This is a genomic window from Streptomyces sp. NPDC001070 (genome assembly GCF_053598835.1).
In genome coordinates, this window is record NZ_JBSFLB010000022.1 from 98,699 (window position 1) to 122,490 (window position 23,792).

At 71.9% G+C, this 23,792-nt stretch carries 24 protein-coding genes, 1 pseudogene and 1 riboswitch; of the genes and pseudogenes, 19 read left to right on the plus strand and 6 right to left on the minus strand.

Annotated features, from left to right (window positions below; all coding sequences use genetic code 11):
- The first annotated feature begins 35 nt into the window (after window positions 1–35).
- The 6 genes from ACWDAS_RS25980 to ACWDAS_RS26005 all read left to right on the plus strand — a co-directional run bounded on the left by ACWDAS_RS25980 (window position 36) and on the right by ACWDAS_RS26005 (window position 5,334).
- Window positions 36–362, plus strand: a complete 327-nt coding sequence (locus ACWDAS_RS25980) for a DUF2469 domain-containing protein (RefSeq protein WP_450395282.1) — start codon at window positions 36–38, stop codon at window positions 360–362.
- 127 nt (window positions 363–489) lie between these two features.
- Window positions 490–861: a YraN family protein gene (locus ACWDAS_RS25985; protein ID WP_450395285.1), complete on the plus strand. Its 372-nt coding sequence runs from the start codon at window positions 490–492 to the stop codon at window positions 859–861.
- Complete coding sequence (locus ACWDAS_RS25990) at window positions 861–2,471, plus strand: YifB family Mg chelatase-like AAA ATPase (protein WP_450395288.1); 1,611 nt, start codon at window positions 861–863, stop codon at window positions 2,469–2,471. The genes ACWDAS_RS25985 and ACWDAS_RS25990 overlap by 1 nt, the downstream gene beginning before the upstream one ends.
- Complete coding sequence (dprA, locus tag ACWDAS_RS25995; RefSeq protein WP_450395291.1) at window positions 2,468–3,688, plus strand: DNA-processing protein DprA; 1,221 nt, start codon at window positions 2,468–2,470, stop codon at window positions 3,686–3,688. The genes ACWDAS_RS25990 and dprA overlap by 4 nt, the downstream gene beginning before the upstream one ends.
- Before the next feature lie 171 nt (window positions 3,689–3,859).
- Window positions 3,860–4,696, plus strand: coding sequence for an RNA polymerase sigma factor WhiG (gene whiG, locus ACWDAS_RS26000; protein WP_361792852.1), 837 nt, complete (start codon window positions 3,860–3,862; stop codon window positions 4,694–4,696).
- An 80-nt stretch (window positions 4,697–4,776) separates the two neighbouring features.
- On the plus strand, window positions 4,777–5,334 hold the full coding sequence (locus ACWDAS_RS26005; RefSeq protein WP_450395424.1) for a TetR/AcrR family transcriptional regulator: 558 nt from the start codon (window positions 4,777–4,779) through the stop codon (window positions 5,332–5,334).
- On the opposite strand, the gene ACWDAS_RS26010 is transcribed toward ACWDAS_RS26005, so the two are convergent.
- Complete coding sequence (locus ACWDAS_RS26010) at window positions 5,331–5,912, minus strand: murein hydrolase activator EnvC family protein (RefSeq protein WP_450395295.1); 582 nt, start codon at window positions 5,910–5,912, stop codon at window positions 5,331–5,333. The genes ACWDAS_RS26005 and ACWDAS_RS26010 overlap by 4 nt on opposite strands.
- Window positions 5,913–6,198: 286 nt before the next feature.
- Here ACWDAS_RS26010 and rpsB point away from each other — a divergent pair, with 286 nt between their 5' ends.
- The 5 genes from rpsB to ACWDAS_RS26035 all read left to right on the plus strand — a co-directional run bounded on the left by rpsB (window position 6,199) and on the right by ACWDAS_RS26035 (window position 10,765).
- Entirely contained in the window at window positions 6,199–7,077 is an 879-nt protein-coding gene (gene rpsB / locus ACWDAS_RS26015; protein ID WP_450395298.1) for a 30S ribosomal protein S2, read from the plus strand.
- 115 nt (window positions 7,078–7,192) lie between these two features.
- Complete coding sequence (tsf, locus tag ACWDAS_RS26020; RefSeq protein ID WP_450395301.1) at window positions 7,193–8,029, plus strand: translation elongation factor Ts; 837 nt, start codon at window positions 7,193–7,195, stop codon at window positions 8,027–8,029.
- A gap of 163 nt (window positions 8,030–8,192) precedes the next feature.
- A complete protein-coding gene (gene pyrH, locus ACWDAS_RS26025) occupies window positions 8,193–8,957 on the plus strand; it encodes a UMP kinase (RefSeq protein ID WP_450395303.1) in 765 nt (254 codons plus the stop codon).
- 134 nt (window positions 8,958–9,091) lie between these two features.
- A complete protein-coding gene (gene frr, locus ACWDAS_RS26030; protein ID WP_319140848.1) occupies window positions 9,092–9,649 on the plus strand; it encodes a ribosome recycling factor in 558 nt (185 codons plus the stop codon).
- A 186-nt stretch (window positions 9,650–9,835) separates the two neighbouring features.
- Window positions 9,836–10,765 (plus strand): phosphatidate cytidylyltransferase, encoded by a 930-nt coding sequence (locus ACWDAS_RS26035; protein WP_450395306.1) that lies wholly within the window; start codon window positions 9,836–9,838, stop codon window positions 10,763–10,765.
- A gap of 37 nt (window positions 10,766–10,802) precedes the next feature.
- Here the strand turns inward: ACWDAS_RS26035 and ACWDAS_RS26040 are convergent, their stop codons facing one another.
- The gene (locus ACWDAS_RS26040) at window positions 10,803–11,642 is read right to left on the minus strand and encodes a sulfurtransferase (protein WP_450395309.1); all 840 of its coding nucleotides are present in this window, start codon (window positions 11,640–11,642) and stop codon (window positions 10,803–10,805) included.
- A gap of 301 nt (window positions 11,643–11,943) precedes the next feature.
- A complete protein-coding gene (locus ACWDAS_RS26045; RefSeq protein WP_450395312.1) occupies window positions 11,944–12,108 on the minus strand; it encodes a hypothetical protein in 165 nt (54 codons plus the stop codon).
- Between the two features lie 268 nt (window positions 12,109–12,376).
- Between ACWDAS_RS26045 and ACWDAS_RS26050 the strand changes: the two genes are divergently transcribed.
- Window positions 12,377–12,748 carry a DUF6233 domain-containing protein gene (locus tag ACWDAS_RS26050; RefSeq protein ID WP_450395314.1) on the plus strand — a complete coding sequence of 124 codons (372 nt, stop codon included), beginning with the start codon at window positions 12,377–12,379 and terminating at the stop codon, window positions 12,746–12,748.
- Between the two features lie 114 nt (window positions 12,749–12,862).
- Here the strand turns inward: ACWDAS_RS26050 and ACWDAS_RS26055 are convergent, their stop codons facing one another.
- The 3 genes from ACWDAS_RS26055 to ACWDAS_RS26065 all read right to left on the minus strand — a co-directional run bounded on the left by ACWDAS_RS26055 (window position 12,863) and on the right by ACWDAS_RS26065 (window position 15,847).
- Window positions 12,863–13,183, minus strand: a complete 321-nt coding sequence (locus tag ACWDAS_RS26055; protein WP_450395317.1) for a hypothetical protein — start codon at window positions 13,181–13,183, stop codon at window positions 12,863–12,865.
- Between the two features lie 232 nt (window positions 13,184–13,415).
- Window positions 13,416–14,837: a vanadium-dependent haloperoxidase gene (locus ACWDAS_RS26060; protein ID WP_450395320.1), complete on the minus strand. Its 1,422-nt coding sequence runs from the start codon at window positions 14,835–14,837 to the stop codon at window positions 13,416–13,418.
- 284 nt (window positions 14,838–15,121) lie between these two features.
- Window positions 15,122–15,847 (minus strand): hypothetical protein, encoded by a 726-nt coding sequence (locus ACWDAS_RS26065; protein WP_450395323.1) that lies wholly within the window; start codon window positions 15,845–15,847, stop codon window positions 15,122–15,124.
- A 465-nt stretch (window positions 15,848–16,312) separates the two neighbouring features.
- On the opposite strand from ACWDAS_RS26065, the gene ACWDAS_RS26070 reads away from it, so the two are divergent.
- From ACWDAS_RS26070 to ACWDAS_RS26100, 7 genes and pseudogenes are all read left to right on the plus strand, one after another.
- Entirely contained in the window at window positions 16,313–16,807 is a 495-nt protein-coding gene (locus tag ACWDAS_RS26070; RefSeq protein ID WP_450395326.1) for a hypothetical protein, read from the plus strand.
- Between the two features lie 46 nt (window positions 16,808–16,853).
- A complete protein-coding gene (locus ACWDAS_RS26075; RefSeq protein WP_450395329.1) occupies window positions 16,854–17,330 on the plus strand; it encodes a DUF4265 domain-containing protein in 477 nt (158 codons plus the stop codon).
- A 45-nt stretch (window positions 17,331–17,375) separates the two neighbouring features.
- A pseudogene (locus tag ACWDAS_RS26080) lies at window positions 17,376–18,098 on the plus strand (dienelactone hydrolase family protein).
- Between the two features lie 544 nt (window positions 18,099–18,642).
- Window positions 18,643–19,749: a 23S rRNA (adenine(2503)-C(2))-methyltransferase RlmN gene (gene rlmN, locus ACWDAS_RS26085; RefSeq protein WP_450395332.1), complete on the plus strand. Its 1,107-nt coding sequence runs from the start codon at window positions 18,643–18,645 to the stop codon at window positions 19,747–19,749.
- A 58-nt stretch (window positions 19,750–19,807) separates the two neighbouring features.
- Window positions 19,808–19,912, plus strand: a riboswitch (TPP riboswitch).
- Window positions 19,904–20,995 (plus strand): thiamine ABC transporter substrate-binding protein, encoded by a 1,092-nt coding sequence (locus tag ACWDAS_RS26090; protein WP_450395334.1) that lies wholly within the window; start codon window positions 19,904–19,906, stop codon window positions 20,993–20,995. (Overlaps the previous riboswitch by 9 nt.)
- Window positions 20,996–21,063: 68 nt before the next feature.
- On the plus strand, window positions 21,064–22,677 hold the full coding sequence (locus ACWDAS_RS26095) for an ABC transporter permease (RefSeq protein WP_450395427.1): 1,614 nt from the start codon (window positions 21,064–21,066) through the stop codon (window positions 22,675–22,677).
- The gene (locus ACWDAS_RS26100; RefSeq protein WP_450395336.1) at window positions 22,677–23,702 is read left to right on the plus strand and encodes an ABC transporter ATP-binding protein; all 1,026 of its coding nucleotides are present in this window, start codon (window positions 22,677–22,679) and stop codon (window positions 23,700–23,702) included. The genes ACWDAS_RS26095 and ACWDAS_RS26100 overlap by 1 nt, the downstream gene beginning before the upstream one ends.
- The last annotated feature ends 90 nt before the right edge of the window (window positions 23,703–23,792 follow it).

Consider the following 23,792-nt stretch of genomic DNA (forward strand, 5'->3'; position numbering starts at 1 on the left):
CAATGGGGGGACGTACGGCTGAAGGGGAACATGCCATGAGTGCCGAGGACCTCGAGAAGTACGAGACCGAGATGGAGCTGAAGCTCTACCGGGAGTACCGGGATGTCGTCGGCCTGTTCAAGTACGTGATCGAAACGGAGCGTCGGTTCTACCTCACCAATGACTACGAGATGCAGGTGCACTCGGTCCAGGGCGAGGTGTTCTTCGAGGTCTCCATGGCCGACGCGTGGGTGTGGGACATGTACCGGCCGGCGCGCTTCGTGAAGCAGGTGCGCGTGCTGACTTTCAAGGACGTGAACATCGAGGAGCTGAACAAGGCCGACCTCGATCTGCCGTCGGATGAATCCGGCTTCAACGGCTGAAACGGCCGAAACGCCTGAAAAGGCCGAAACGGCTGAAGCGGCCGGGGCTGACGGGTTGTCCACAGCCCCCATCAAGATCATCTCTCGGATGCCACCTCCCTCACAGTGAGTGACGGAGGTGGTACGGATGAACGCCCGAGGAGCTTTCGGACGCTACGGCGAGGAACTGGCGGCGCGGTCACTGACCGCGGCCGGGATGACCGTGCTGGAGCGGAACTGGCGGTGCCGGCACCGCGAACGCCACGGCGAGATCGACATCGTGGCGGCGGACGGGGACGCGCTCGTCGTGTGCGAGGTGAAGTCGCGCGCCGAGGGCGGCGGTGAGCACCCGATGGCCGCCGTCACCGCGCGCAAGACCGAGCGGTTGCGCCGGCTCGCGGAATGCTGGCTGGCCGACCACGGCGGGCCGCCACCGGGCGGCGTACGGATCGACGTGGTCGGTGTGATGCTGCCCGCGCGGGGCGCGGCGCGCGTCGAGCACGTGCGGGGGGTGGCGTGATGGGATTCGCCCGTACGTGTTCCGTGGCGCTGCTCGGCGTGGAGGGCGTCGTCGTCGAGGTCCAGGCGGACCTGGAGGCCGGGGTGGCGGCGTTCACGCTGGTGGGGCTGCCGGACAAGAGCCTCAGCGAGAGCCGTGACCGGGTCCGTGCCGCCATCGTCAACAGCGGCGAGACCTGGCCCCAGAAGAAGCTCACGGTGGGCCTCAGCCCGGCCTCCGTCCCCAAGGGCGGCAGCGGCTTCGACCTGGCGGTCGCGTGTGCCGTCCTCGCCGCGAACGACCGGATCGCCCCACAGGACATCGCGGACCTGATGATGATCGGCGAGCTCGGCCTCGACGGCCGGGTCCGCCCGGTCCGCGGGGTGCTGCCCGCCGTTCTCGCCGCCGCCGACGCCGGATACCGCCATGTCGTGGTGCCCGAGCGCACGGTCGCCGAGGCCTCGCTCGTGCCGGGGGTCTGCGTGCTCGGCGTCCGCAGCCTGCGGCAGCTCGTCGCCCTGCTCAACGACGAGCTCGCCCCGGAGGAGGCCGAGGAGCCCGCCGACGGGCGTCCCGATCCGATGCTGGCCGGCCTCACCCTCCCCGGCGCCGGCCACGGCACCGGGCTCAGCGACACCAGCACCCCCGACCTGGCCGACGTCGCAGGCCAGGGCACCGCCAGGATCGCCCTGGAGGTCGCCGCCGCGGGCGGCCACCACATCTACCTCAAGGGCCCGCCAGGCGCGGGAAAGACCATGCTGGCGGAGCGGCTGCCCGGCCTGCTCCCGCCGCTCACCCGGGAGGAGGCGGTCGAGGTCACCGCCGTGCACTCGGTCGCCGGGATCCTGCCACCCGGCCGGCACCTGGTGGACCGGCCGCCCTACTGCGCCCCGCACCACTCGGCGACCATGCAGTCCCTGGTCGGCGGCGGCAACGCACTGCCGCGGCCGGGCGCCGTCTCGCTCTCGCACAAGGGCGTGCTCTTCCTGGACGAGGCCCCCGAGTTCCACGGTCAGGCCCTCGACGCGCTGCGCCAGCCCCTGGAGTCCGGGCATGTGGTCATCGCCAGGGCCGCAGGAGTCGTCCGGCTTCCCGCCCGGTTCCTGCTCGTTCTGGCGGCCAACCCCTGCCCCTGCGGGCGGTACGGATCGCCGGGCGGCACGTGCGACTGCACGCCCAGCATGATCCGCCGCTACCAGGGGCGGCTGTCCGGGCCGCTCCTGGACCGGGTCGACCTGCGGGTGGAGGTGGAGGCCGTGAGCCGCTCCGAGCTGATCGGCGGCGCCGGTTCCTCGGAGTCCACCGGGGTGGTCGCCGCACGGGTGCGCGAGGCCCGTGAGCGCGCCGTCGCCCGGTACGCGGGTACCCCCTGGCGACTCAACAGCGAGGTCCCCGGGCACGAGCTGCGCACCCGCTGGGCCGTGGCCCCCGGGGCCCTGCGCTCGGCCGAGCGGGACATGGAGCGCGGGCTGCTCACCGCACGCGGCCTGGACCGCGTCCTGCGCGTCGCCTGGACGGTCGCCGACCTCGCGGGCCGCGACCGGCCCGACGGCGTCGACATGGAACGTGCCCTGGAGCTGCGCACCGGCGTGCGCCGCGGCATGGCGGCCGCGACGGGGGGCGTGCGATGACGGACGCGCTGTTCGGCACGGACGAGGCCGCCGCACCGGATCCGGGGGATGAGCCGCCCCCGACTCCTGAGGAACGCCTGGCCCGCGTCGCCGTGACGCGGATCGCCGAGCCCGGCGACGCGGCCTTCGGGGCCTGGCTGCGGGAGCTCGGCCCCGTCGAGACCGTCCGGGCGGTCACGGCGGGCGAGGAACTGCCCGGGAGCGGGGAGCGGCGGACCGCCGGGTACGCGGTGCGGGCCCGCCGCACAGACCCCGAGCGGGATCTGGCGGCGGCCCGGGCCCGGGGCGTCCGCTTCGTGTGCCCCGGCGACCCCGACTGGCCCCGGCAGCTCGACGACCTGGGCGACGAACGCCCGTACGGGCTGTGGGTGCGCGGCGGTGCATCCCTGCGGATGAGGGCGCTGCGATCGGTCGCCGTCGTGGGCGCCCGGGCGTGCACCGACTACGGCTCCCACATGGCCGCGACCCTCGGCGCCGACCTCGCGGAGGCCGGCTGGGTCGTCGTCTCCGGGGCCGCCTACGGCATCGACGGTGCCGCGCACCGCGGCTCGCTGTCCGCGACCGGGGCGACCGTCGGTGTCGTCGCCTCCGGTGTGGACGTGCCGTATCCGCCGGGTCATGCCGAGTTGATCGGACGCATCGCCGAACAGGGCCTGCTCATCGGTGAATTGCCGCCCGGATCGCATCCCACCCGCAGCCGCTTCGTGCTCCGCAACCGTGTGATCGCCGCCCTCACCCGGGGCACCGTCGTCGTCGAGGCCCAGTACCGCAGCGGTGCCCTCATCACCGCCCGCCGGGCCCGCAAGCTGGGCCGTTTCGTCATGGGCGTGCCGGGTCCGTGCACGTCGGCGCTGTCCCAGGGGGTCCATGAGCTGCTGCGCGCGGACGGGATGCTGGTCACCGGCGCCGCCGATGTCATCGAGCTCGTCGGCCTCATCGGCGAGGACCTCGGACCGGAGCGCCGCGGACCGGTCCTGCCACGGGATCTGCTGCCGCCCGACGCCGCGCTCGTGCTGGAGGCCGTGCCCGCCCGGGGCGCCGCCGGCTGCGCGGACCTCGCGGTCGCCGCCGGCCGCACCGCCGACGAAACCCTCGCCAGGCTCCATGAGCTGCACGTCCTCGGTTTCGTGGAACGGGACGGCCCGCGCTGGAGGTTGGCACGAAACCGCACGGAGGGGGCCGAGGCAGGGGGCGGGCGCCAAGCCGACACGCTCTGACGGTGAACACACCATCAGGTGACAGGACGGTTCTTGACCTGGGACCCCCGGGATGGCGAGGTTATGGGGACACCCGAACGTCGCCCTGAGCGACGGTATCGTCACGCTACGCTCAAGGGGATTGGAGTCCCGCCCGTCCCTCAGGTCACGCAGAACGGCTCAAATCGACGCATGCACCGGCACACTCCCGGGCCCGACGGCAGCACGGCGGCGACCGCCGTCACCGGAAACCCCCGGCCGCCCGCCCCCACCTCGCTCGACGCGCTGTGGCGGACCTACAAGGCCACGGGGGACGCACGCCTGCGCGAGCAGCTGATCCTGCACTACTCGCCCCTGGTGAAGTACGTGGCAGGACGGGTGAGCGTCGGCCTGCCCGCCAATGTGGAACAGGCGGACTTCGTCTCCTCCGGGGTCTTCGGACTCATCGACGCCATCGAGAAGTTCGACCCGGAGCGCGCGATCAAGTTCGAAACCTACGCGATCACCCGGATCCGCGGGGCCATGATCGACGAACTGCGGGCCCTGGACTGGATCCCGCGCTCCGTGCGGCAGAAGGCCCGGGCGGTCGAGCGTGCCTACGCCACGCTGGAGGCCTCGCTGCGGCGCACCCCGAGCGAGTCGGAGGTCGCCGCCGAGATGGGCATCGCCCTGGAGGAGCTGCACGGCGTCTTCAGCCAGCTCTCCCTGGCCAACGTGGTCGCGCTCGAGGAACTGCTCCACGCTGGCACCGAGGGCGGCGACCGGCTCACCCTGGTCGACACCCTGGAGGACACCGGTGCCGACAACCCCGTCGAGGTCGCCGAGGACCGCGAGCTGCGCCGGCTGCTGGCCCGCGCCGTGAACACCCTGCCCGAACGCGAGAAGACCGTGGTCACCCTCTACTACTACGAGGGGCTCACGCTCGCCGAGATCGGACAGGTGCTCGGCGTCACCGAGAGCAGGGTCAGCCAGATCCACACCAAATCCGTTCTGCAATTGCGCGCGAAACTGGCCGACGTCGGCCGTTGAACGAGCTTTGCCGACGGGTGCGCCCGGTGGCCGCACCGCTTCCGTACAGTGGTGAGGTGCCCAAGATTCGAGCGGCCTCGGTGGCCGAGCACCGGTCGATGCAGCGCGAGGCCCTGCTGGACGCCGCGCGCAGTCTGCTCTCCGAGGGCGGGACGGAGGCCCTGACCTTCCCCGCCCTGGCGGAGCGCACCGGGCTGGCCAGGTCCTCGGTGTACGAGTACTTCCGCTCCCGGGCCGCCGTCGTCGAGGAGCTGTGCGCCGTCGACTTCCCGGTCTGGGCGGCGGAGGTCGAGTCGGCCATGGAGGCCGCCCCCACCGCCGAGGCCAAGATCGAGGCGTACGTCCGCAGCCAGCTCGCGCTCGTCGGTGACCGCCGGCACCGGGCCGTGGTCGCGATCTCCGCCGGCGAACTCGACGCCGGTGCCCGTGAGAAGATCCGCGCCGCCCACGGCGGCCTGATCGCCATGGTCGTCGAAGCGCTCGGTTCGCTCGGCCACCGCGAGCCGAGGCTCACCGCGATGCTGCTCCAGGGCATCGTGGACGCCGCCGTACGCCGCATCGAGCTCGGCGCCGCCGAGGAGCCGGACGCCATCGCCGACGCCGCCGTCACCATGGCCCTGCGCGGAGCCCTCGGTTAAGCCCCGGGGCTGACCCCCGACGGCACCGGCACCCCGAAGACCGGCAGCAGCCGCGACGGCCCGCCGCGCAGCATCCCGTCCGGGAGCAGCGACAGCGGATCGAGATAGACCTCCCCGCGCAGCAGCCCCCAGTGCAGACAGCCGCCGGGGCAGTGCCAGGGCCCCTGTTCGAGCACCCCCACGACCTGCCCCGCGCCGACCTCGTCGCCCACCGCGACCGAGGACCGCACCGGCTGGTACGTGATGCGCAGCCCGCCGGCGAGCAGGATCGCCACGACCCCGCGCCCCGCCACCGCCCCGGCGTACGACACCCGGCCGGGCGCCGCCGCGCGCACCGGTGCGCCGGGCCCCGCGCGCAGATCCACCCCCCGGTGCCCCGCCGCCCACGGCGCCGCCGGCGGATCGAAGCCGCGCTCCACCGCCGGCCGCCGCAGTCCGCCCGTCGGAGCCACTGGCCAGGCCCGGTCTCCGCCCCCGTCCACCGCACCGCCCGGCGCCCCGGCGGACGCCCTCACCGGCTGCACGAGGCCCCCGAGCCACGCCAGCACCGCCATCACCATCACCAGGTATCTCGTCATGGAACAACGGTGGCGTTGCCCGCGACAGCCGGACGATCATGAAGCCGGCCTGTGGAAAACCCACGGACGGCCCCTACCCCCAGGCACGATGTCGCCCGCCGCTCCGGCGGTCCCGTACACTTTCCATGGCGATCCGGGTCACCGGGTCGACTTCGCACGCCCCGCCACCGCCCTCTAGCGAGCGGTGGACGCGCTCCTCGGTCCCTCGTGGCACGGCGCGTTCGGGGCGTCAGGCGTGGCCACCGTCCGGCGGCCACGGAAACCGAGTATCTCTAGGAGTACGGCCATGGCCGTCGTCACGATGCGGGAGCTGCTGGAAAGCGGTGTCCACTTCGGGCACCAGACCCGCCGCTGGAACCCGAAGATGAAGCGCTTCATCTTCACCGAGCGCAACGGCATCTACATCATCGACCTGCTCCAGTCGCTGTCGTACATCGACCGCGCCTACGAGTTCGTCAAGGAGACCGTCGCGCACGGCGGCACCATCCTCTTCGTCGGCACGAAGAAGCAGGCCCAGGAGGCCATCGCCGAGCAGGCGACCCGCGTCGGCATGCCCTACGTCAACCAGCGCTGGCTGGGCGGCATGCTCACCAACTTCTCGACCGTCTACAAGCGCCTGCAGCGCCTGAAGGAGCTCGAGGAGATCGACTTCGAGGACGTGGCCGCCTCCGGCCTCACCAAGAAGGAGCTCCTGGTCCTCTCCCGTGAGAAGGAGAAGCTGGAGAAGACCCTCGGTGGTATCCGCGAGATGCAGAAGGTGCCGAGCGCCGTCTGGATCGTGGACACCAAGAAGGAGCACATCGCCGTCGGTGAGGCGCGCAAGCTCCGTATCCCGGTCGTCGCGATCCTCGACACCAACTGCGACCCCGACGAGGTCGACTACAAGATCCCGGGCAACGACGACGCGATCCGCTCCGTCACCCTGCTGACCCGCGTGATCGCCGACGCCGTCGCCGAGGGCCTCATCGCCCGCTCCGGCGCCGCCACCGCCGGTGACAAGGCCGAGGGTGAGCCGCTGGCCGCCTGGGAGCGCGAGCTGCTCGAGGGCGACAAGGCGAAGGCCGAGGAGACCGCTGCCGAGGCCGCTCCGGCCGAGGCCGCCGAGGCCCCTGCTGCTGAGGCCCCTGCTGCTGAGGCGCCCGCCGCCGACGCCGAGCAGGCCTGAGCCTCAGCCCGCCTTCCGATGCGTGTGAGGACGGCGGGGGCTGCGGCCCCCGCCGTTCGTCCGTAGAACCACCGCTCACCGGATCCACCGACTTCCGAGAAGAGACTGACAGACCATGGCGAACTTCACCGCCGCCGACGTCAAGAAGCTCCGCGAGCTCACCGCCGCGGGCATGATGGACTGCAAGAAGGCGCTCGAGGAGGCCGAGGGCGACCTGGACAAGGCCGTCGAGATCCTTCGGGTCAAGGGCCAGAAGGGTGTCACCAAGCGCGAGGGCCGCTCCGCCTCCAACGGTGCCGTCGTGTCCCTCATCGCCGGTGACAACAGCGAGGGTGTCCTCGTCGAGCTCAAGTGCGAGACCGACTTCGTCGCCAAGGGCGACAAGTTCGTGGCCACCGCCGACGCCATCGCCGCCCACGTCGCCGCCAGCAAGCCGGCCGACCTGGAGACGCTGCTCGCCTCCGAGATCAAGGACGGCCAGACCGTCCAGGCCTTCGTCGACGAGGCCAACGCCACCCTCGGCGAGAAGATCGTCCTGGACCGCTTCGCGCAGTTCACCGACGGCTACGTCGCCTCCTACCTGCACCGCACCAGCCCGGACCTGCCCCCGCAGGTCGGCGTCCTGGTCGAGCTGGACAAGGCGAACGCCGAGGTCGCCAAGGACGTCGCGCAGCACATCGCCGCCTTCGCGCCGATCTTCCTCTCCCGCGAGGAGGTCCCGGCCGAGACCGTCGAGAACGAGCGTCGCGTCGCCGAGGCCACCGCCCGCGAGGAGGGCAAGCCCGAGGCCGCCCTGGCGAAGATCGTCGAGGGTCGCGTCAACGGCTTCTTCAAGGAGAACGTCGTTCTCGAGCAGGCCTTCGCCAAGGACAACAAGAAGACCGTGCAGAAGGTCCTCGACGAGGCCGGCGTGTCGCTGAAGCGCTTCGCCCGCTTCCGCGTCGGCGTCTGAGCGACCAGCCGCGCAAGCGTTTGACCGACGGCCCCGATAGGGTCGTACGCAGCCGGCCGCTCACCGGCAGGCCGCAGTTGTAACGAGGAGGCCATTGCCCACAGGGAACGATCACGGACCCTCGGCAATGGCCTTCTTCGTACGTGCACGAGGAGAGATCTCCATGGATCAGGGCGCCGACAAGGCACACACCACCACCGGCAGCACCCACAAGGGCCGGTATCTGCTCAAGCTGTCCGGTGAGGCTTTCGCCGGCGGAGGGGGGCTGGGCGTCGACCCCGACGTCGTGCACACGATGGCCCGGGAGATCGCGGCGGTGGTCCGCGACGGCTACGAGATCGCCGTCGTCATCGGCGGCGGCAACTTCTTCCGCGGCGCCCAACTCCAGCAGCGCGGCATGGACCGGGCACGCTCCGACTACATGGGCATGCTCGGCACGGTGATGAACTGCCTCGCCCTCCAGGACTTCCTGGAGAAGGAGGGCATCCAGTCGCGCGTGCAGACCGCGATCACCATGGGCCAGGTCGCCGAGCCGTACATCCCGCTCCGCGCCGTGCGCCACCTGGAGAAGGGCCGGGTCGTCATCTTCGGCGCCGGTATGGGCATGCCGTACTTCTCCACCGACACCACCGCCGCGCAGCGTGCACTGGAGATCCACGCCGAGGCGCTGCTGATGGGCAAGAACGGTGTCGACGGGGTCTACGACGCCGACCCCCGCTCGAACCCCGACGCGGTGATGTTCGACGCCCTGGAGTACGTCGACGTCATCGCCCGCGACCTGCGCGTCGCGGACCTGACGGCGATCACGCTGTGCCAGGACAACAAGCTTCCGATCCTCGTCTTCGAGCTGCTCGCGGAGGGCAACATCGCGCGGGCCGTGAAGGGTGAGAAGATCGGCACGCTCGTCAACGACACGGGCGCCCGCTGACGGACGACGCCGGCCGCAACCCGGCCGGCGATCTGCCCGGAACGGGGATGGACAAGACGCTGCCGGTCGGACACCGTGCAGGAAAGACGCGCGCAAGGGCCGAGGCTCTGCCTTCTGAATACCAGGAGCACATGGTGATTGAAGAGACCCTCCTCGAGGCCGAGGAGAAGATGGAGAAGGCCGTCGTGGTCGCCAAGGAGGACTTCGCCGCGATCCGCACCGGCCGTGCCCACCCGGCGATGTTCAACAAGATCGTGGCGGACTACTACGGTGCCCCGACCCCGATCAACCAGCTCGCCTCCTTCGCGGTGCCCGAGGCGCGGATGGCCGTGATCACGCCTTTCGACAACTCCGCGCTCCGCAACATCGAACAGGCCATCCGGGACTCCGACCTGGGTGTCAACCCGACCAACGACGGCCGTATCATCCGGGTGGTCTTCCCGCAGCTCACCGAGGAACGCCGCAAGGAGTACATCAAGGTCGCCCGCGGCAAGGCGGAGGACGCCCGGATCTCGATCCGCAGTGTGCGCCGCAAGGCCAAGGAGACCCTCGACAAGCTCGTCAAGGACGGCGAGACGGGCGAGGACGAGGTACGCCGCGCGGAGAAGGAGCTCGACGACACGACGCACAAGTACGTCGCGCAGGTCGACGAGCTGCTCAAGCACAAGGAAGCCGAGCTGCTGGAGGTCTGATCCCGGCGCCCCGCCGGATCAGCTCCGCGACTGCGACTCCGTACGACCGCAGTTCACCCACCCACCCATCCACCCGACCGACCCGGACCGGACGAAAACGCGAGGCGAATCTCCGTGAACGACTCTTCTTGGGGGCCCTCGCCACATGCCGGCTCCTGGGGAGGCGAGGATGAAGGGGCCACTCAGATGAGCGGCCCCTTGTTCCGCGACGACGCCCCCGAACCGGAGCGGCACTCCGCCCGGCCCGACCGTTCCGCGCCGCAGCCTTCAGAAGCGGATGGGAACGGCGGCCGGGCGAAGAAGAGCGCCGGGCGCAATCTGCGGGCCGCGATAGGGGTCGGCGTCGGTCTCGGCGTCGTCATCATCGCCTCGCTCTTCATCGTCAAGGCCGTCTTCGTGGGCGTCGTCGCCGCGGCGGTCGTGGTGGGCCTGTGGGAGCTCACCTCGCGCCTGGCCGAGCGCAAGGAGATCCGGGCCCCCCTGGTGCCGCTCGCCGTCGGCGGCGCCGCCATGGTCGTCGCGGGCTATGTGCGCGGCGCCGAGGGCGCGTGGGTGGCGATGGCGCTGACCGCGCTCGCCGTCCTGGTGTGGCGCATGACGGAGCCCCCGGAGAACTACCTCCGCGATGTCACGGCCGGTGTCTTCGCCGCCTTCTACGTGCCCTTCCTGGCCACGTTCGTGGTGATGATGCTCGCCGCGCACGACGGCCCGTGGCGGGTCTTCGTCTTCCTGCTCCTCACGGTGATCAGCGACACCGGTGCCTACGCCGTCGGTTGGCGCTTTGGCACGCACAAGCTCGCTCCCCGCATCAGCCCCGGCAAGACCCGCGAGGGCCTGGCCGGCGCGATCACCTTCGCGATGGCCGCGGGTGCCCTGTCCATGCAGTTCCTGATCGACGGCGGCCAGTGGTGGCAGGGCCTGCTGCTCGGCCTCGCCGTCGCCGCCAGTGCCACGCTCGGCGACCTGGGCGAGTCCATGATCAAGCGGGATCTCGGCATCAAGGACATGGGCAAGCTCCTGCCCGGCCACGGCGGCATCATGGACCGCCTCGACTCGCTGCTGCCGACCGCCCCCGTGGTGTGGCTGCTGCTGGTGATCTTCGTCGGATCGAGCTGATCCCGCGTACGGGCGTCTACCCTGTGCCGTTCGGGCCTCAGCCCGGCAGGTGTCCCGTGGCCACGGGACGGGCGGGGTCGGCGCTCCACTCGCTCCATGAGCCGACGTACAGTGCGGCGTCGATCCCCGCGACGGCCAGGGCCAGCACCTGCTGGGCGGCCGAGACCCCGGAACCGCAGTAGACGCCCACCGTGCCGCCGCCCGCGGTGACACCCAGGGCGGCGAACCGGTCCGCCAGATCGCGGGCGGCACGGAAGGTGCCGTCGGCGGTGACGTTCTCCGCGGTCGGAGCCGACACGGCCCCCGGAATGTGGCCGCCCACCGGATCGAGCGGTTCGACCTCCCCGCGGTAGCGCTCGGCCGCCCGCGCGTCCAGCAGCACCCCGGTACGGGCCCGCGCCGCCGCGTCGTCGGCGCTCAGCACGGGCAGCGCGCCCGGAACAGCCTCGAAGTCCCCGCGGTCCGGCACGGCGGCGTCCGCGGTCAGCGCGCCCCCGGCGGAGGTCCAGGCGGGCAGCCCGCCGTCCAGCACGCGTACGTCCCGGTGCCCCGCCCAGCGCAGCGTCCACCAGGCCCGCGCCGCGGCCCAGCCCTGCCCGCCGTCATAGGCGACCACCCGGCTGTCACCGCTCACCCCGGCCTGCCGCATCGCCTCCGCGAGCACCCCGGCGTCCGGCAGCGGATGCCGTCCGCCCGCGCCCGCCGGCCCCGCGAGCTCCGCCTCCAGGTCGACGTACACCGCGCCCGGGATGTGCCCCGCTTCGTACGCGACCCGTCCGGACGGGCCGCCGCGCTCGTACCGGACGTCAAGGAGCACCGGTGCGGGACCGGTCCTCATTTCGGCGACGAGGCCGGCGGCGCTGATGATCGTGTCCATGGGCCCATCCTGACGCAGCCGCGGGCGGGGGAGGAGACCGCGTCCGGTACGCGGCGATCTGGTTCCGGGTGAACTCCTCCGGGGCGTACGGGAGGACGGGGACGCGATGCGGGCCGAGCCGACCGCTTGGCCGGCCCCCGTCGCGTCCCCGTCCGACTCGGGGCTCAGGCCGTTGACGAGGAACCGCCGCACCGGGTGCGGCTGCTGGGCGTCGGCGGCGCCGACCGCCGGGTGTGCCCGCAGCCGGCGCCCCGCCCTGACCGGGGCGTCGAGGCGACGGTCCTCGACCGAGCCCCGAGAGTCACTGCTTCGCCGCCGGGAGGTCGTAGACGTTGTGCGGCGTGACGATGCCGATGATCGCCTTGGCGATCCAGGTGGCCGTGTCCTTGCCCTTGGCGTGGACGTCGGAGTCGGGGCTGCGGTCTGCGGTCCGGGACGAGATGTGCATGGTCACGCCTTTCGTCATGGGGACGACCGTGCCGGCCGTGCCCGATCCATGACCAATCATCCGGTTGCGAGGGGCCCCGCCCCTCTGCCTCAGGAGGGCTTTCGGGCCTCCGTCGATGGGATGAGCCCGGGCGTGTCCTCCACGGGAAGGACCATCCGCCCCATGGGCCGCCCGGCTCGTACGCGGCCTGCGACCTGCGGTGTCGCGGCCCGCCGTGCCCTCGCGGGGAGAGTCCTTCGGCCCGCGCGGCTGGTCCCTGGTGCGCCCGCCGCATACACTCGAACGTGTGTACGAGCTTCCTCCGGATCCGCAGCGCCTGCGGGTGATCCGCCTCTATCTGCAGATGCAGATCGCCGCAGTCGACGCCAAGATCCAGGAGGCCGAATCCGGTGCCGCGGCCGGAGCGGGGACCGGAGCGGAGACGGGAGCCGACGTCCCTCCGCAGGGCCGCACACGCCCCCGCGCTCCCGCCCGCGCATGGCGGCTGCAGAGCGTGCCCGAGACCCGGGGCGGCGCGGGGCGCGGCGTGGTGCACCGGGACGACTGCCGCGTCCCCGGGGGCGGCAGGCTCAACCGGCAGGAGTTCGAGGTGGCCCTGGGCATGCCGGACGTCACGCCCTGCGAGATCTGCCGGCCGGAGCGGGAGCGCTCTTCCTGAGTGCGCGCGGACCTCGGCCGGGGGTGCCCCGGGTGCCCCTCGCCTCCGGGGGCGCACAACAGGGTTCCGCGGTTTGGTCGTTGCGGCAGCGCCTCCTGGCCCGCCCGCGGCGGATCAGCCGTTCCCGTGCGGTTCGATCACGCGGTTGCGGGGGTGCAGTGCCTGCCCGAGTCCCATGAGCAGCAGCCCGCTGAACAGCAGAGCGTTGCCGCCGAAGAAGCGGATCTCCCAGTACGGGCCCGGCAGGACCTGGAAATGGAAGAGTCCCTGCACCACGCTGGGCGTGCCGACCAGCAACGCCCCCAGCCAGTGGATCCGCGGCCGCAAGACCTTGCGGCGCAGCCAGGGCACCGTCCTCCCGGTACGCAGCGCGATCGCGCCCGCCGTCATCGCCGGCAGGCCGACGACGATGCCCGTCCCGACGACCCAATTCATGGAACCGGCCCTCCCCTTCGCCTGCGGCAGCCCGTCTTCCGGCAAGCGATGGTGATCACTCTAATGGTCGGGTCCGGGCCGGGCACCGGTGCTGCCTCCGTCCGTCACTTCCCATGCGTGAGCGCCCTTCCGGGCCGTTCCGCGGGCCCGGGAGGGCGCTCTCGTGATCACGCCGACGACTGCCGCCGGCTCGTCAACGGGCCGGAGCGGAAGGGGAACAGCGCCGGTGCGGTCAGCTCGTGCCGTCGCGCGGGCAGGCGTCCGGGATGGGCGGTGACGACTGCGGGATTGCCGGGTGCAGTGGTTGGAAGTAGTGGGTGAGCGTCCAGACGCCGACGCGCGCGCCCGCCCGGCACCCCTCGGTGTCCGCCGTGCGGGTGTGGATCCCGGCCCAGACGCGGGCGTCGATCATGTCCTCGTTGAGCTTGACGGCGTCGTCGTACCGCCGTGTCGTGCCCGTGGCGTCGGAGGGGATGTCGAGGTCGAGGTGGGACGTGCCCAGGATGCCGGTCAGGGTCTGGGTGACGGCCCCGGCGACCGCCGCGTGCCCGCTGATGTAGTCGGGGTGCGGCGGCGTGATGAGCAGCGGCTGCCACTGGGGATCGGGTTCGGTCGCCGGGTTGCCGTCGGTGCCCGCCTGCTGGATGGCGGTGATCGGCCGCCAGGAACCGTAGTGGAACTTGGAGTTCCACGTGGTGATGACGGCGTCGGTGGCCGAGGCGTTCGCCGCGGCGAACAACCTCGCCGTGTCCGCGATGTCCAGGTGGTGCCGTGAGCTGTAGTCGCGGAACGCCGTCTGGAACTGCACCGTCAGATTGCCCCCGAAGAACAGGGCGGTCTCGGTCTGCGGCGCGGTGCGGAGCGAGCCGGTCCTCGCCCCCATGGTCTTCACCTCGTTCACGTCCTGGGCGTAGCGGGCCGACGTGAGGGCGGGCGGCGGGCCGGGCCGGAACTGGGCCGGGGAGGTGAGCAGCAGCGGGCGCAGCCGGGCGAGCCAGGTGTCGATGAAGGGGAGGTTGGCCGGCGGAGTGGGACGCCAGACACCTGGCGCGGGCGGGGTGGTGAACTCCAGAGCGTCGAACCGGCCATCGCCTTGGCGCAGTTCGAGTACGCGGTCGGCTGCGCGTGCTCCGAAGGCCACGCCCTGCCGCTTGGCCTTGCCGTCGGGGATCTTGGCGAGGGAATCGGCGTACGCGGCGTCGAGCAGCGTCCGGGACGCGGGGAAGTCGGCGAGCAGCACGTGGTGTGCGGCGGTCACGGCCGCCGCCTCGGGCGACGCGGTGGCGGGCCCGCGTGCCCGCCACTTGTAGGGCGTGTAGCGGCCCTCGATGCCGACCACGGCGTTGTAGACGGCGACCGATACGACTCCGTGCCAGGTGACCGCCTGCCCCGAGGGCCGGGTGGGGGTGAGGCTGGCGCTGATGACGTCGGTGGTGATGGCGTTCCAGTCGCGGATCGCCGCGGGGTCCGCCGCGGGCGGCCGGTGCTGTTCTGCGACGACCGTGGCGGCGGGGCCGGCGGCCCGGGCCGCGACGGGTACGGGCGACGCCAGCGCGGTGGCGACAAGGGCCGCCGGCGCGACTATGCCGGTGAGCCGTCCGTACCGCCGGAGGAACCGCCTTGACGGCGGAGAGGTCCTGTCCGCAGGACTCATGTCGGGACTCCTCGTCGATCTCGAGCCCGAGCCGCACCGGAAGGACTTCCGGCGCGGCTCGGGCCACGTCGACGTGATATGTACCCGAGACCACCCGCACGGCCGCCCGGGCCGTCCAAGTGGTGCAGCGCGTAGGGCTGTTGGCCATCCGGGGGCGCACGCCCGCAGATTGCGGCATGCCCGGTCAACTGCCTCGGGCCGCTTCAGCCCTTGTTCGCGTTCCGCAGGACGGGCGGTGACCGGCCGATCGCCGGCCACCGCCCGGGTACATCCTCGGGGAGCGGTCAGGGGACCCGAGGGGGCCGCTGGCCCAGGACCGGGGTCCAGTCGTCGCAGGCCAGGCCGGTATCGGTGATGATGCAGCGGTTCTCCAGCACCTCACCGCGGAAGGTGACGACCTTGACCGACAACTGGTCAGTGGGAACAAGGCTCACACTCGCGCCGCAGACCCCGGTGGAGGGGTACCCGCGGCGTCCGCTGAGGTTCTGCCAGGTAAAGGTGCTGCCGCCCACCTGGGCGGTGGGGTCGCTCTCGCCGACGTACGTCCGTCCGCGGACCACGACGACGGAGAAGTCGCGGCCGGTGGCGTCGGCGTCGCCGATCGAGTCGATGTCGCATCCCGCGAGCCTGCCCGGTCCGGGGAACGGACCGTAGCCGGGGCCGGGGCGGGGGCCGGTGAAGGAGTCGGGGTAGTGGTCGAGGTCGGGACCGGGGCGCGGTCCGAGAAGGGGACCGAGACCGAGGCCCGGACCCAGACCGAGACCGGGGCCCGGACCGAAATCGGTGTACGGGAACGGATCGTCGTCGTCGTACGGGCCGGGCGGCCACGGGAAGCTCGACGCCGATGCCGCGGGTGCCGACGTGCCGCCTGTGTCGGCTGCCTGTGCCGGGACGAGAGCGGACGCCGATATCGCGGCGGCGAGGGCCGCCGGCGCCGCGATGCCGGTGAGCCGTCCGTACCGCCGGAGGGACCGCCTGGAAGGCGGCGGGGTCCTGTCTGCAGGACTCATGTGGGGACTCCTCGTCGATCTCGGCCCGGAGCCGAACCGCCGGGGCTTCGGCGTGGCTCGGGCCCATGTCGAGGTGATCCGTACCCCCGCCCGCGGGCGTCTGCCGCGCAGGTCATCCCAGTGGCGCAGCCTCTTCACGGGCCATTGGGCGGCAGTCACCCGATCGGCGATCACCGGAGTGAAAGAACGCCGCCCGTGTCGACAACCCCGGGTCCTCGCTGGGCCGTGAAAGGCTGGCCAACGTTGCCGGCCGCTGCGACGCCCGGGGGTGACCGTCCCTCACCCGTTCGGGCCGCTCAGGTCACGATCAACTCGTCCAGGCAGGAGCCGACCGATTCGCGGCCAGCGTACGGACCCGGATCTCTCGCCCCGTGGCAGCTCCCGCCCAAAGTCGCTCTGCGCTCTTGCGCGTAGACTGCTGGCCAGCAACGGCGGGGGCGGCTTATGCCTCCAGGGGAGGTCGTCGTGCAGGCGAGCGACAACGAGCGCCGCTGGATCGGGGCGTGGCACGTTCCGTTGAACATTGCCGCTATGCACCAGAGCGGCGTACTGCTGTTCATCGGCTTGTGCTGGATTCCGGCCGTGTCCACGGCAGTCTATGGGCAAGCGTTCGGGCTGCTGATCTGGGTCCTGATGTTCCACGTCGCTATCCAGATACCCGCCGGCCTGCTTGCCTCCCGCTGGGCTGTTCGCGGCCAGGTAGCCAGGGCCGGCCTGGTCGCACTGGGAGTAGCCACCTCGGTCACGTGGACGCTCTATCTATGCACGGGTCAAGAGCCAGCGACGCGGGCTTTGTGGTGGCAGAGCTGGACATGTCTCTGCGTCTCCCTGAGCTGTTACGTGTGGCTGTGCACCCTGCGCCGCTCCACTGTGGAGCGACTTGCCGAACGGTTCAAATACTCTGTCCAACCACTCGCCATGTGGGCCTTGTTGCGTCCGCCATGGCGCGGTCCCCATTGAGGGGAGATCGCCACGATCCGGGCCCACATGCTGGCCGCCGGTCGGGGTGGAGAGCCTGTGGGCCATCGACCGGGGGGACGGAAGGGCCGAGCTGGCCAACTCGCCCTTCTTCGTGCGAGGCGTGGCGATCGGCGACATCGTCGAGACTTCCGCGGACGACGACGGGGTCAGGTGGGCGGTCAGGGTGGTCCGACCCTCGAACAACTGCACCATCCGCTTGATCGTGTTCCGTGACAAAGCCTCGGCAGCAGCGCGGCAGAGTGTGGTCAACGCCTTCCTTGAGTTGGGCGCCGGCGGCGAAGGCATCGAGCGATTCGGCATGGTGTCCCTCGACAATCCGTTGGATCTTGCCGGCGGAGCGCGACCGCCTTCGCGGCGGGCCCCGGAGCCCGCAAAAACCTGTTGGCGGACCACGGCGACCACCGCTACGTTTCCGGAAGCCGTGCGAGAGAACGAGGAGGTGGTATCCGTGAACACAGTATCGACATGGGTGCTCCCCTCCGGGGTCACGGTCGGGCGATAGGTCGTCCGGGAGCGCCGTTCAAGAGCACTCCCGAAAGGCACGACCATGCAGTTCACTTCTGAACAGCGCCTCGACGGCGGCGTCCTCGAGCGCGAATTCACCCTCGGCGAGATCCCCGGCACCCTGTGGACGCCCGAATCCGCCGCACCGGCCCCGCTGATCCTGATGGCCCACAACAACGGTCTGCCCAAGGGGGAATCCCGGCTGGTGGCCCGGGCCCGGCACACCGCGGCGTGCGGCTACGCGGTGGCCGCCATCGACGCCCCCGGGTGCGGTGACCGGCCCCGTTCCACCGCCGACGAGTAGGCCCGCGCCGACCTTCGCCGGGCGATGCAGGCCGGCGAGCCGGTGGATGAGATCTTCGAGTCCTTCGTCGGCCCGCTGGTCGAAAAGGCGGTCCCGGAGTGGCGGACCACCCTGGACGCCCTCCTTTCGCTGCCCGGGATCGGCGGCCCGGTCGGGTACGCGGGGTGGACCGCCGTCGGCATTCGGCTGGCGGTGGTCGAGCCGCGCATCGCGGCCGCCGGTTTCTTCGCCGGGGGTTACGTGCCCCGCGCCCAGCGCGAGGAGGCCCGGTTGGTCACCATCCCGCTGCTGTTCCTGCTGCAGTGGGACGACGAAGGGAATCCCCGGCAGCGGGCCTTGGACCTGTTCGACTCCTTCGGTACCAAGGAGAAGACGCTGCACGCCAATCTCGGTGGGCACACCGGCACCCCGTGGTTCGAGTTGGAGGACGGGGTCCGGTTCTTCGGCCGGCACCTGAGGTGAGGCCGGGCCGTCGGGCCGGCAGCAGACGGTAGGCGGTCTCGGCCGGGATGCCGCTCATCGAGGACAGGTCCCGGCCCTCCTCGATGGCGGTGGCCGGCAGATGCACAACCGCCCCGATCGCGGCGGTACCGGCCATCGGCGGTACCGGCCGGTCGGGGCGGCGCGTCTCCGGATCGACGTCGGTGAAGGTCCCGCCGGCGGGCATCGACCACCACGGAGGGGCGCCCCCCGGCGGGCCGTACCGCACCGACGGCTGGCAGACCGGATCTGCCCTCAAGAAGCGCACGACGCATCTCCTCCACCGGCACCGCCTCCAGGAAGACGGCCCCCAAGGGACCCAGAGATGGTGCAGTGAAAAGGACAAGATCCAGCCGGCCGAAGCCACTGCTCGCAGCCGGACCCACTGGCGGCGCGGGCCGCGTCCTCCGGGCCGTCTGCGGGCCGTGAAAGGTCGGCCGGCGTTGACAGGGGACATCTGAGGGTGACGGGAGCCTCACCCATCTGACCTGGGCGGGCCCAATCGATCTGCGACACTGGATGAACCATGCCTGCACCCGGAGAACTCACATTCGTCGCGCCGCGCGGAGCCAAGAAGCCGCCGCGGCACCTTGCCGATCTCTCGCCCGAGGAGCGCCGGGAGGCCGTCGCGGAGCTGGGGGAGAAGCCGTTCCGCGCGAAGCAGCTGTCGCAGCACTATTTCGCGCGGTACGCCGATGATCCCGCCGCCTGGACGGACATCCCCGCGGCGGCGCGCGGGAAGCTGGCGGAGGGGCTGCTGCCGGACCTGATGTCGGTGGTGCGGCACTCCAGCACCGACAACGACACGACGCGCAAGACGCTGTGGCGGCTGTTCGACGGGACGCTGGTCGAGTCGGTCCTGATGCGCTACCCGGACCGGGTGACGATGTGCATCAGCTCGCAGGCGGGCTGCGGCATGAACTGCCCGTTCTGCGCCACCGGCCAGGCCGGGCTGGACCGGAACCTGTCGACCGGCGAGATCGTGCACCAGATCGTGGCGGGCATGCGCTCGCTGCGGGACGGGGAGATCCCGGGCGGGCCGGCGCGGCTGTCCAACATCGTCTTCATGGGCATGGGCGAGCCGCTCGCGAACTACAAGCGCGTCGTCGGCGCCATCCGCCGGCTGACCGACCCCGAGCCGGACGGGCTGGGCCTGTCCCAGCGCGGCATCACCGTGTCGACGGTGGGCCTGGTCCCGGCGATGCTCCGCTTCGCGGACGAGGGCTTCAAGTGCCGGCTCGCGGTGTCGCTGCACGCGCCCGACGACGAGCTGCGCGACACCCTGGTGCCGGTGAACACCCGCTGGAAGGTGCGCGAGGTGCTGGACGCCGCGTGGCACTACGCGGACGTGTCCGGGCGCCGGGTCTCGATCGAGTACGCGCTGATCCGGGACATCAACGACCAGGCATGGCGCGCCGACCTGCTGGGCCGGCTGCTCAAGAATCATCGCGTGCACGTCAACCTGATCCCGCTGAACCCGACCCCCGGCTCGAAGTGGACGGCCTCGCGGCCCGAGGACGAGCGGGCGTTCGTGGCGGCGCTGGAGGCGCACGGCGTGCCGGTGACCGTACGGGACACGCGGGGGCAGGAGATCGACGGCGCCTGCGGGCAGCTGGCGGCTTCCGAGCGCTGACCCGCGCTTGCTAGGGTGACGGTCGTTTGCGGCCGTTTGCCGTGACATCACACAAAAGAACATCCGACAGGGGAGCGCACAGAGCGCTGAGAGTGCGGCACGGCCGCAGACCCTCGGACCTGATCCGGGTCATACCGGCGTAGGGAGTCACCACATGAGCACCACCCGTCGGCGTGTCGCCGGCACCGCCCTCGTTGTCGCGCTCGGCGCGAGCGCGCTCGCCGCGTGCGGCAGCGACAGCGGGGGCGCCGCCAAGGGCGAGGGCGGCAGCACCTCCAAGACCGTGACCCTGGTCAGCCACGACTCCTTCGCCGCGTCGAAGGGCGTGCTGAAGGACTTCACGAAGCAGACCGGTTACACGGTCAAGGTGCTGCGCGGCGGGGACGCCGGGGCCGCGGTCAACCAGGCCGTGCTGTCCAAGGGCAATCCGCAGGGCGACGTCTTCTTCGGCGTCGACAACACGCTGCTGTCCCGCGCCCTCGACAACGACCTGTTCGACCCGTACGAGGCCAAGGGCCTCGACAAGGTGCCCGCCACGCTGCAGCTCGACGCCGCGAAGCACCGCGTCACCCCGATCGACTTCGGTGACGTCTGCGTCAACTACGACCGCAAGTACTTCACCGAGCACAAGCTCCCCGTGCCGCAGAGCTTCGACGACCTCGTCAAGCCCGAGTACAAGGACCTGCTGGTCACCGAGAACGCCGCCACCTCCTCCCCGGGGCTCGCCTTCCTCCTCGCCACCACCGCGAAGTACGGCGACGGGGGCTGGGAGGGGTACTGGCAGAAGCTCAAGGCCAACGGCGTCCAGGTCGTCGACGGCTGGGAGCAGGCGTACTACGACAACTTCTCCGGAGCCGGCGGCGGCAAGGGCGACAAGCCGCTGGTCGTCTCGTACGCCTCCAGCCCGCCCGCCGAGGTGCTCGGCCTGAAGACGCAGCCCGCGGAGGGGCCGACCGGTGTCGCGACCGGCACGTGCTTCCGGCAGATCGAGTTCGCCGGCCTGTTCAAGGGCGCGAAGAACACCGAGGGCGGCAAGGCGCTCGTCGACTTCCTGCTGAGCCGCGCCTTCCAGGAGGACATGCCGCTCAACATGTTCGTCAACCCGGCCCGCGACGACGCGAAGCTGCCCGAGGTCTTCACCAAGTACGCCCCCGTCATCAGCGATCCGGCCACCGTCGCGCCGGAGAGGATCGCCGAGAACCGGGAGCAGTGGGTCAAGTTGTGGTCCTCGCTGGTGCTGAAGTAGCGGAAGCCGCCGAGGGAACACACGCGAAGGCGGCGGCCGTCCGGTCGATCGCCGTACGGCTCGGCCTGATGGCCGTGCCGGTCGCCTTCTTCGCGCTGTTCTTCGGCTACCCGGTCGCCGCCATCGTCGCCCGCGGGCTCCGCGAGGGCGGGCGGTGGCGGTTCGGCCGGTTCGCGGAGGTGCTCGGCGACCCCGACATCCTCCACGTGCTGTGGTTCACCTGCTGGCAGGCGGCGGCGTCCACCGCGCTCACCCTGGCGATCGCGCTGCCCGGTGCCTATGTCTTCGCCCGCTTCGACTTCCCGGGCAAGCAGGTGCTGCGGGCGGTGGTGACCGTGCCCTTCGTGCTGCCGACCGTGGTCGTCGGTTCGGCCTTCCTCGCGCTGCTCGGGCGCGGCGGGCTGCTCGACGAAGTGTGGGGGGTGCGCCTGGACACCACGGTGTGGGCGATCCTCCTCGCGCACGTCTTCTTCAACTACGCCGTGGTCGTGAGGACCGTGGGCGGGCTGTGGGCGCAGCTCGACCCGCGGCAGGAGGAGGCCGCGCGGGTCCTCGGCGCGGGACGCCTCGCGGCCTGGCGCAAGGTGACGCTGCCCGCCCTCGGCCCCGCCGTCGCCGCGGCCGCGCTGATGGTCTTCCTCTTCACCTTCACCTCCTTCGGCGTCATCCAGATCCTCGGCGGCCCCACCTTCTCCACCCTGGAGGTGGAGATCTACCGCGAGACCGCCCAGTTGCTGGACCTGCCGACGGCGTCCGTACTGACGATCGTGCAGTTCGCCGCCGTCGCGGCGATCCTCGCCGTGCACGCCGGGACCGTTCGGCGCCGGGAGAGCGCGCTGCGGCTGGTCGACCCGGCCCGCACCGCGCGCCGGCCGCGCGGCGCCGGCGAGTGGGGGCTGCTCGCGGGGGCGCTCGGCACGGCCGCGCTGCTGATCCTGCTGCCGCTGGGCGTGCTGGTCGAGCGCTCGCTGCGCGGGCCCGGCGGCTACGGCCTCGGCTACTACCGGGCGCTGACCTCCGTGGCCGGCAGCGGGGGGACGTTCCTGGTGGCGCCGGTCGCCGCGGTCTGGAACTCGCTCCAGTACGCGGCCGCCGCCACCGCCATCGCCCTGGTCGTCGGAGGGCTCGCCGCGGCCGCCCTCACCCGGCGGGCCGGGCGCCTGGTGAGGGGCTTCGACGCCCTGCTGATGCTTCCGCTGGGCACCTCGGCGGTGACCATCGGCTTCGGCTTCCTCATCACCCTCGACGAGCCGCCGCTGGATCTGCGCTCCTCGTGGATCCTCGTGCCGCTCGCCCAGGCGCTGGTCGGCGTGCCCTTCGTGGTGCGCACCATGCTGCCGGTGCTGCGTGCCGTGGACGACCGGCTGCGCGAGGCGGCCGCGGTGCTCGGCGCCTCTCCGCTGCGGGTGTGGCGCGAGGTCGACCTGCCGCTCGTGCGGCGCGCGCTGCTGGTGGCGGCGGGCTTCGCCTTCGCCGTGTCGCTGGGCGAGTTCGGCGCCACCGTCTTCATCGCCCGGCCCGACAACCCCACCCTCCCCGTCGCGGTCGCGCGCTTCCTCGGGCGGGCCGGGGAGCTCAACTACGGCCAGGCGATGGCGCTCAGCACCGTGCTGATGCTGGTGTGCGCGGGCGCTCTGCTGGCGCTGGAACGTATCCGCATCGACAGGTCGGGGGAGTTCTGATGGCCCTGCTGCGACTGGACGGCGCCACCGTGCGCTTCGGCGGGCATGCCGCCCTGGACGCCGTCGTCCTGGAGGTCGCCGAGCACGAGACGGTCTGTGTGCTCGGGCCCAGCGGCAGCGGCAAGTCCACCCTGCTGCGCGTCGTGGCCGGGCTGCAGCCGCTGGACGCCGGTCGCGTCCTGCTCTCCGGCCGCGACCAGGCGGGTGTGCCCACCCACCGGCGCGGCGTCGGGCTGATGTTCCAGGACCACCAGCTCTTCCCGCAGCGCGACGTCGCCGGGAACGTCGACTTCGGGCTGCGCATGCGCGGCGCCGGGCGCGCCGAACGGGAGCGCACGGTGGCGGGGCTGCTGGAGCTCGTCGGGCTCCCCGGCGCGCAGCGGCGCGCCGTGGCGTCCCTCTCCGGCGGCGAGCAGCAGCGCGTCGCCCTGGCCCGGGCCCTGGCCCCCGGGCCGCGGCTGCTCATGCTCGACGAGCCGCTCGGCCAGCTCGACCGCGGCCTGCGCGAGCGACTGGTGGTCGAACTGCGCGGGCTCTTCCGCCGGCTGGGCACCACGGTGCTCGCCGTCACCCACGACCAGAGCGAGGCCTTCGCCCTCGCGGACCGCGTCGTCGTCATGCGCGACGGCCGCGTCGAGCAGGCCGGTACGCCGCTGGAGGTCTGGCAGCGGCCGGCCTCCGAGTTCGTCGCCCGCTTCCTCGGCTTCGACAACGTCGTGGCCGCCACCGTCACCGGCGACGCCGCCGACACCGCCTGGGGCAAGGTCCCCGTCCCATCCGGCTCCCCGCAGGGCCCCGCCCGGCTGCTCGTCCGGCCCGCCGGCGTGCGGCTTGTTCCCGCCGACGACGGACTGCGCTGCGCCGTCCTCGCCCGCACCTTCCGCGGCGACCAGGTCACCCTCCTCCTGCGGCCCGAGGACGGCCCTCCCCTGGAGGCCGGCTGCGCCCTGCGCGACGCCCCCGCCGAGGGCGACACGGTCGGCGTCGCCTTCACGGCGGACGAGGTCGTGGTGCTCGGCGGGTAGACCCCGTCCCGTCAGCCGCCGCGCGACCTTCCCCGGCGGCCTTGCGGGGCCGGACGCTCGGTAGTCGAGCGGCAGGGGCCTCCGCTCCGC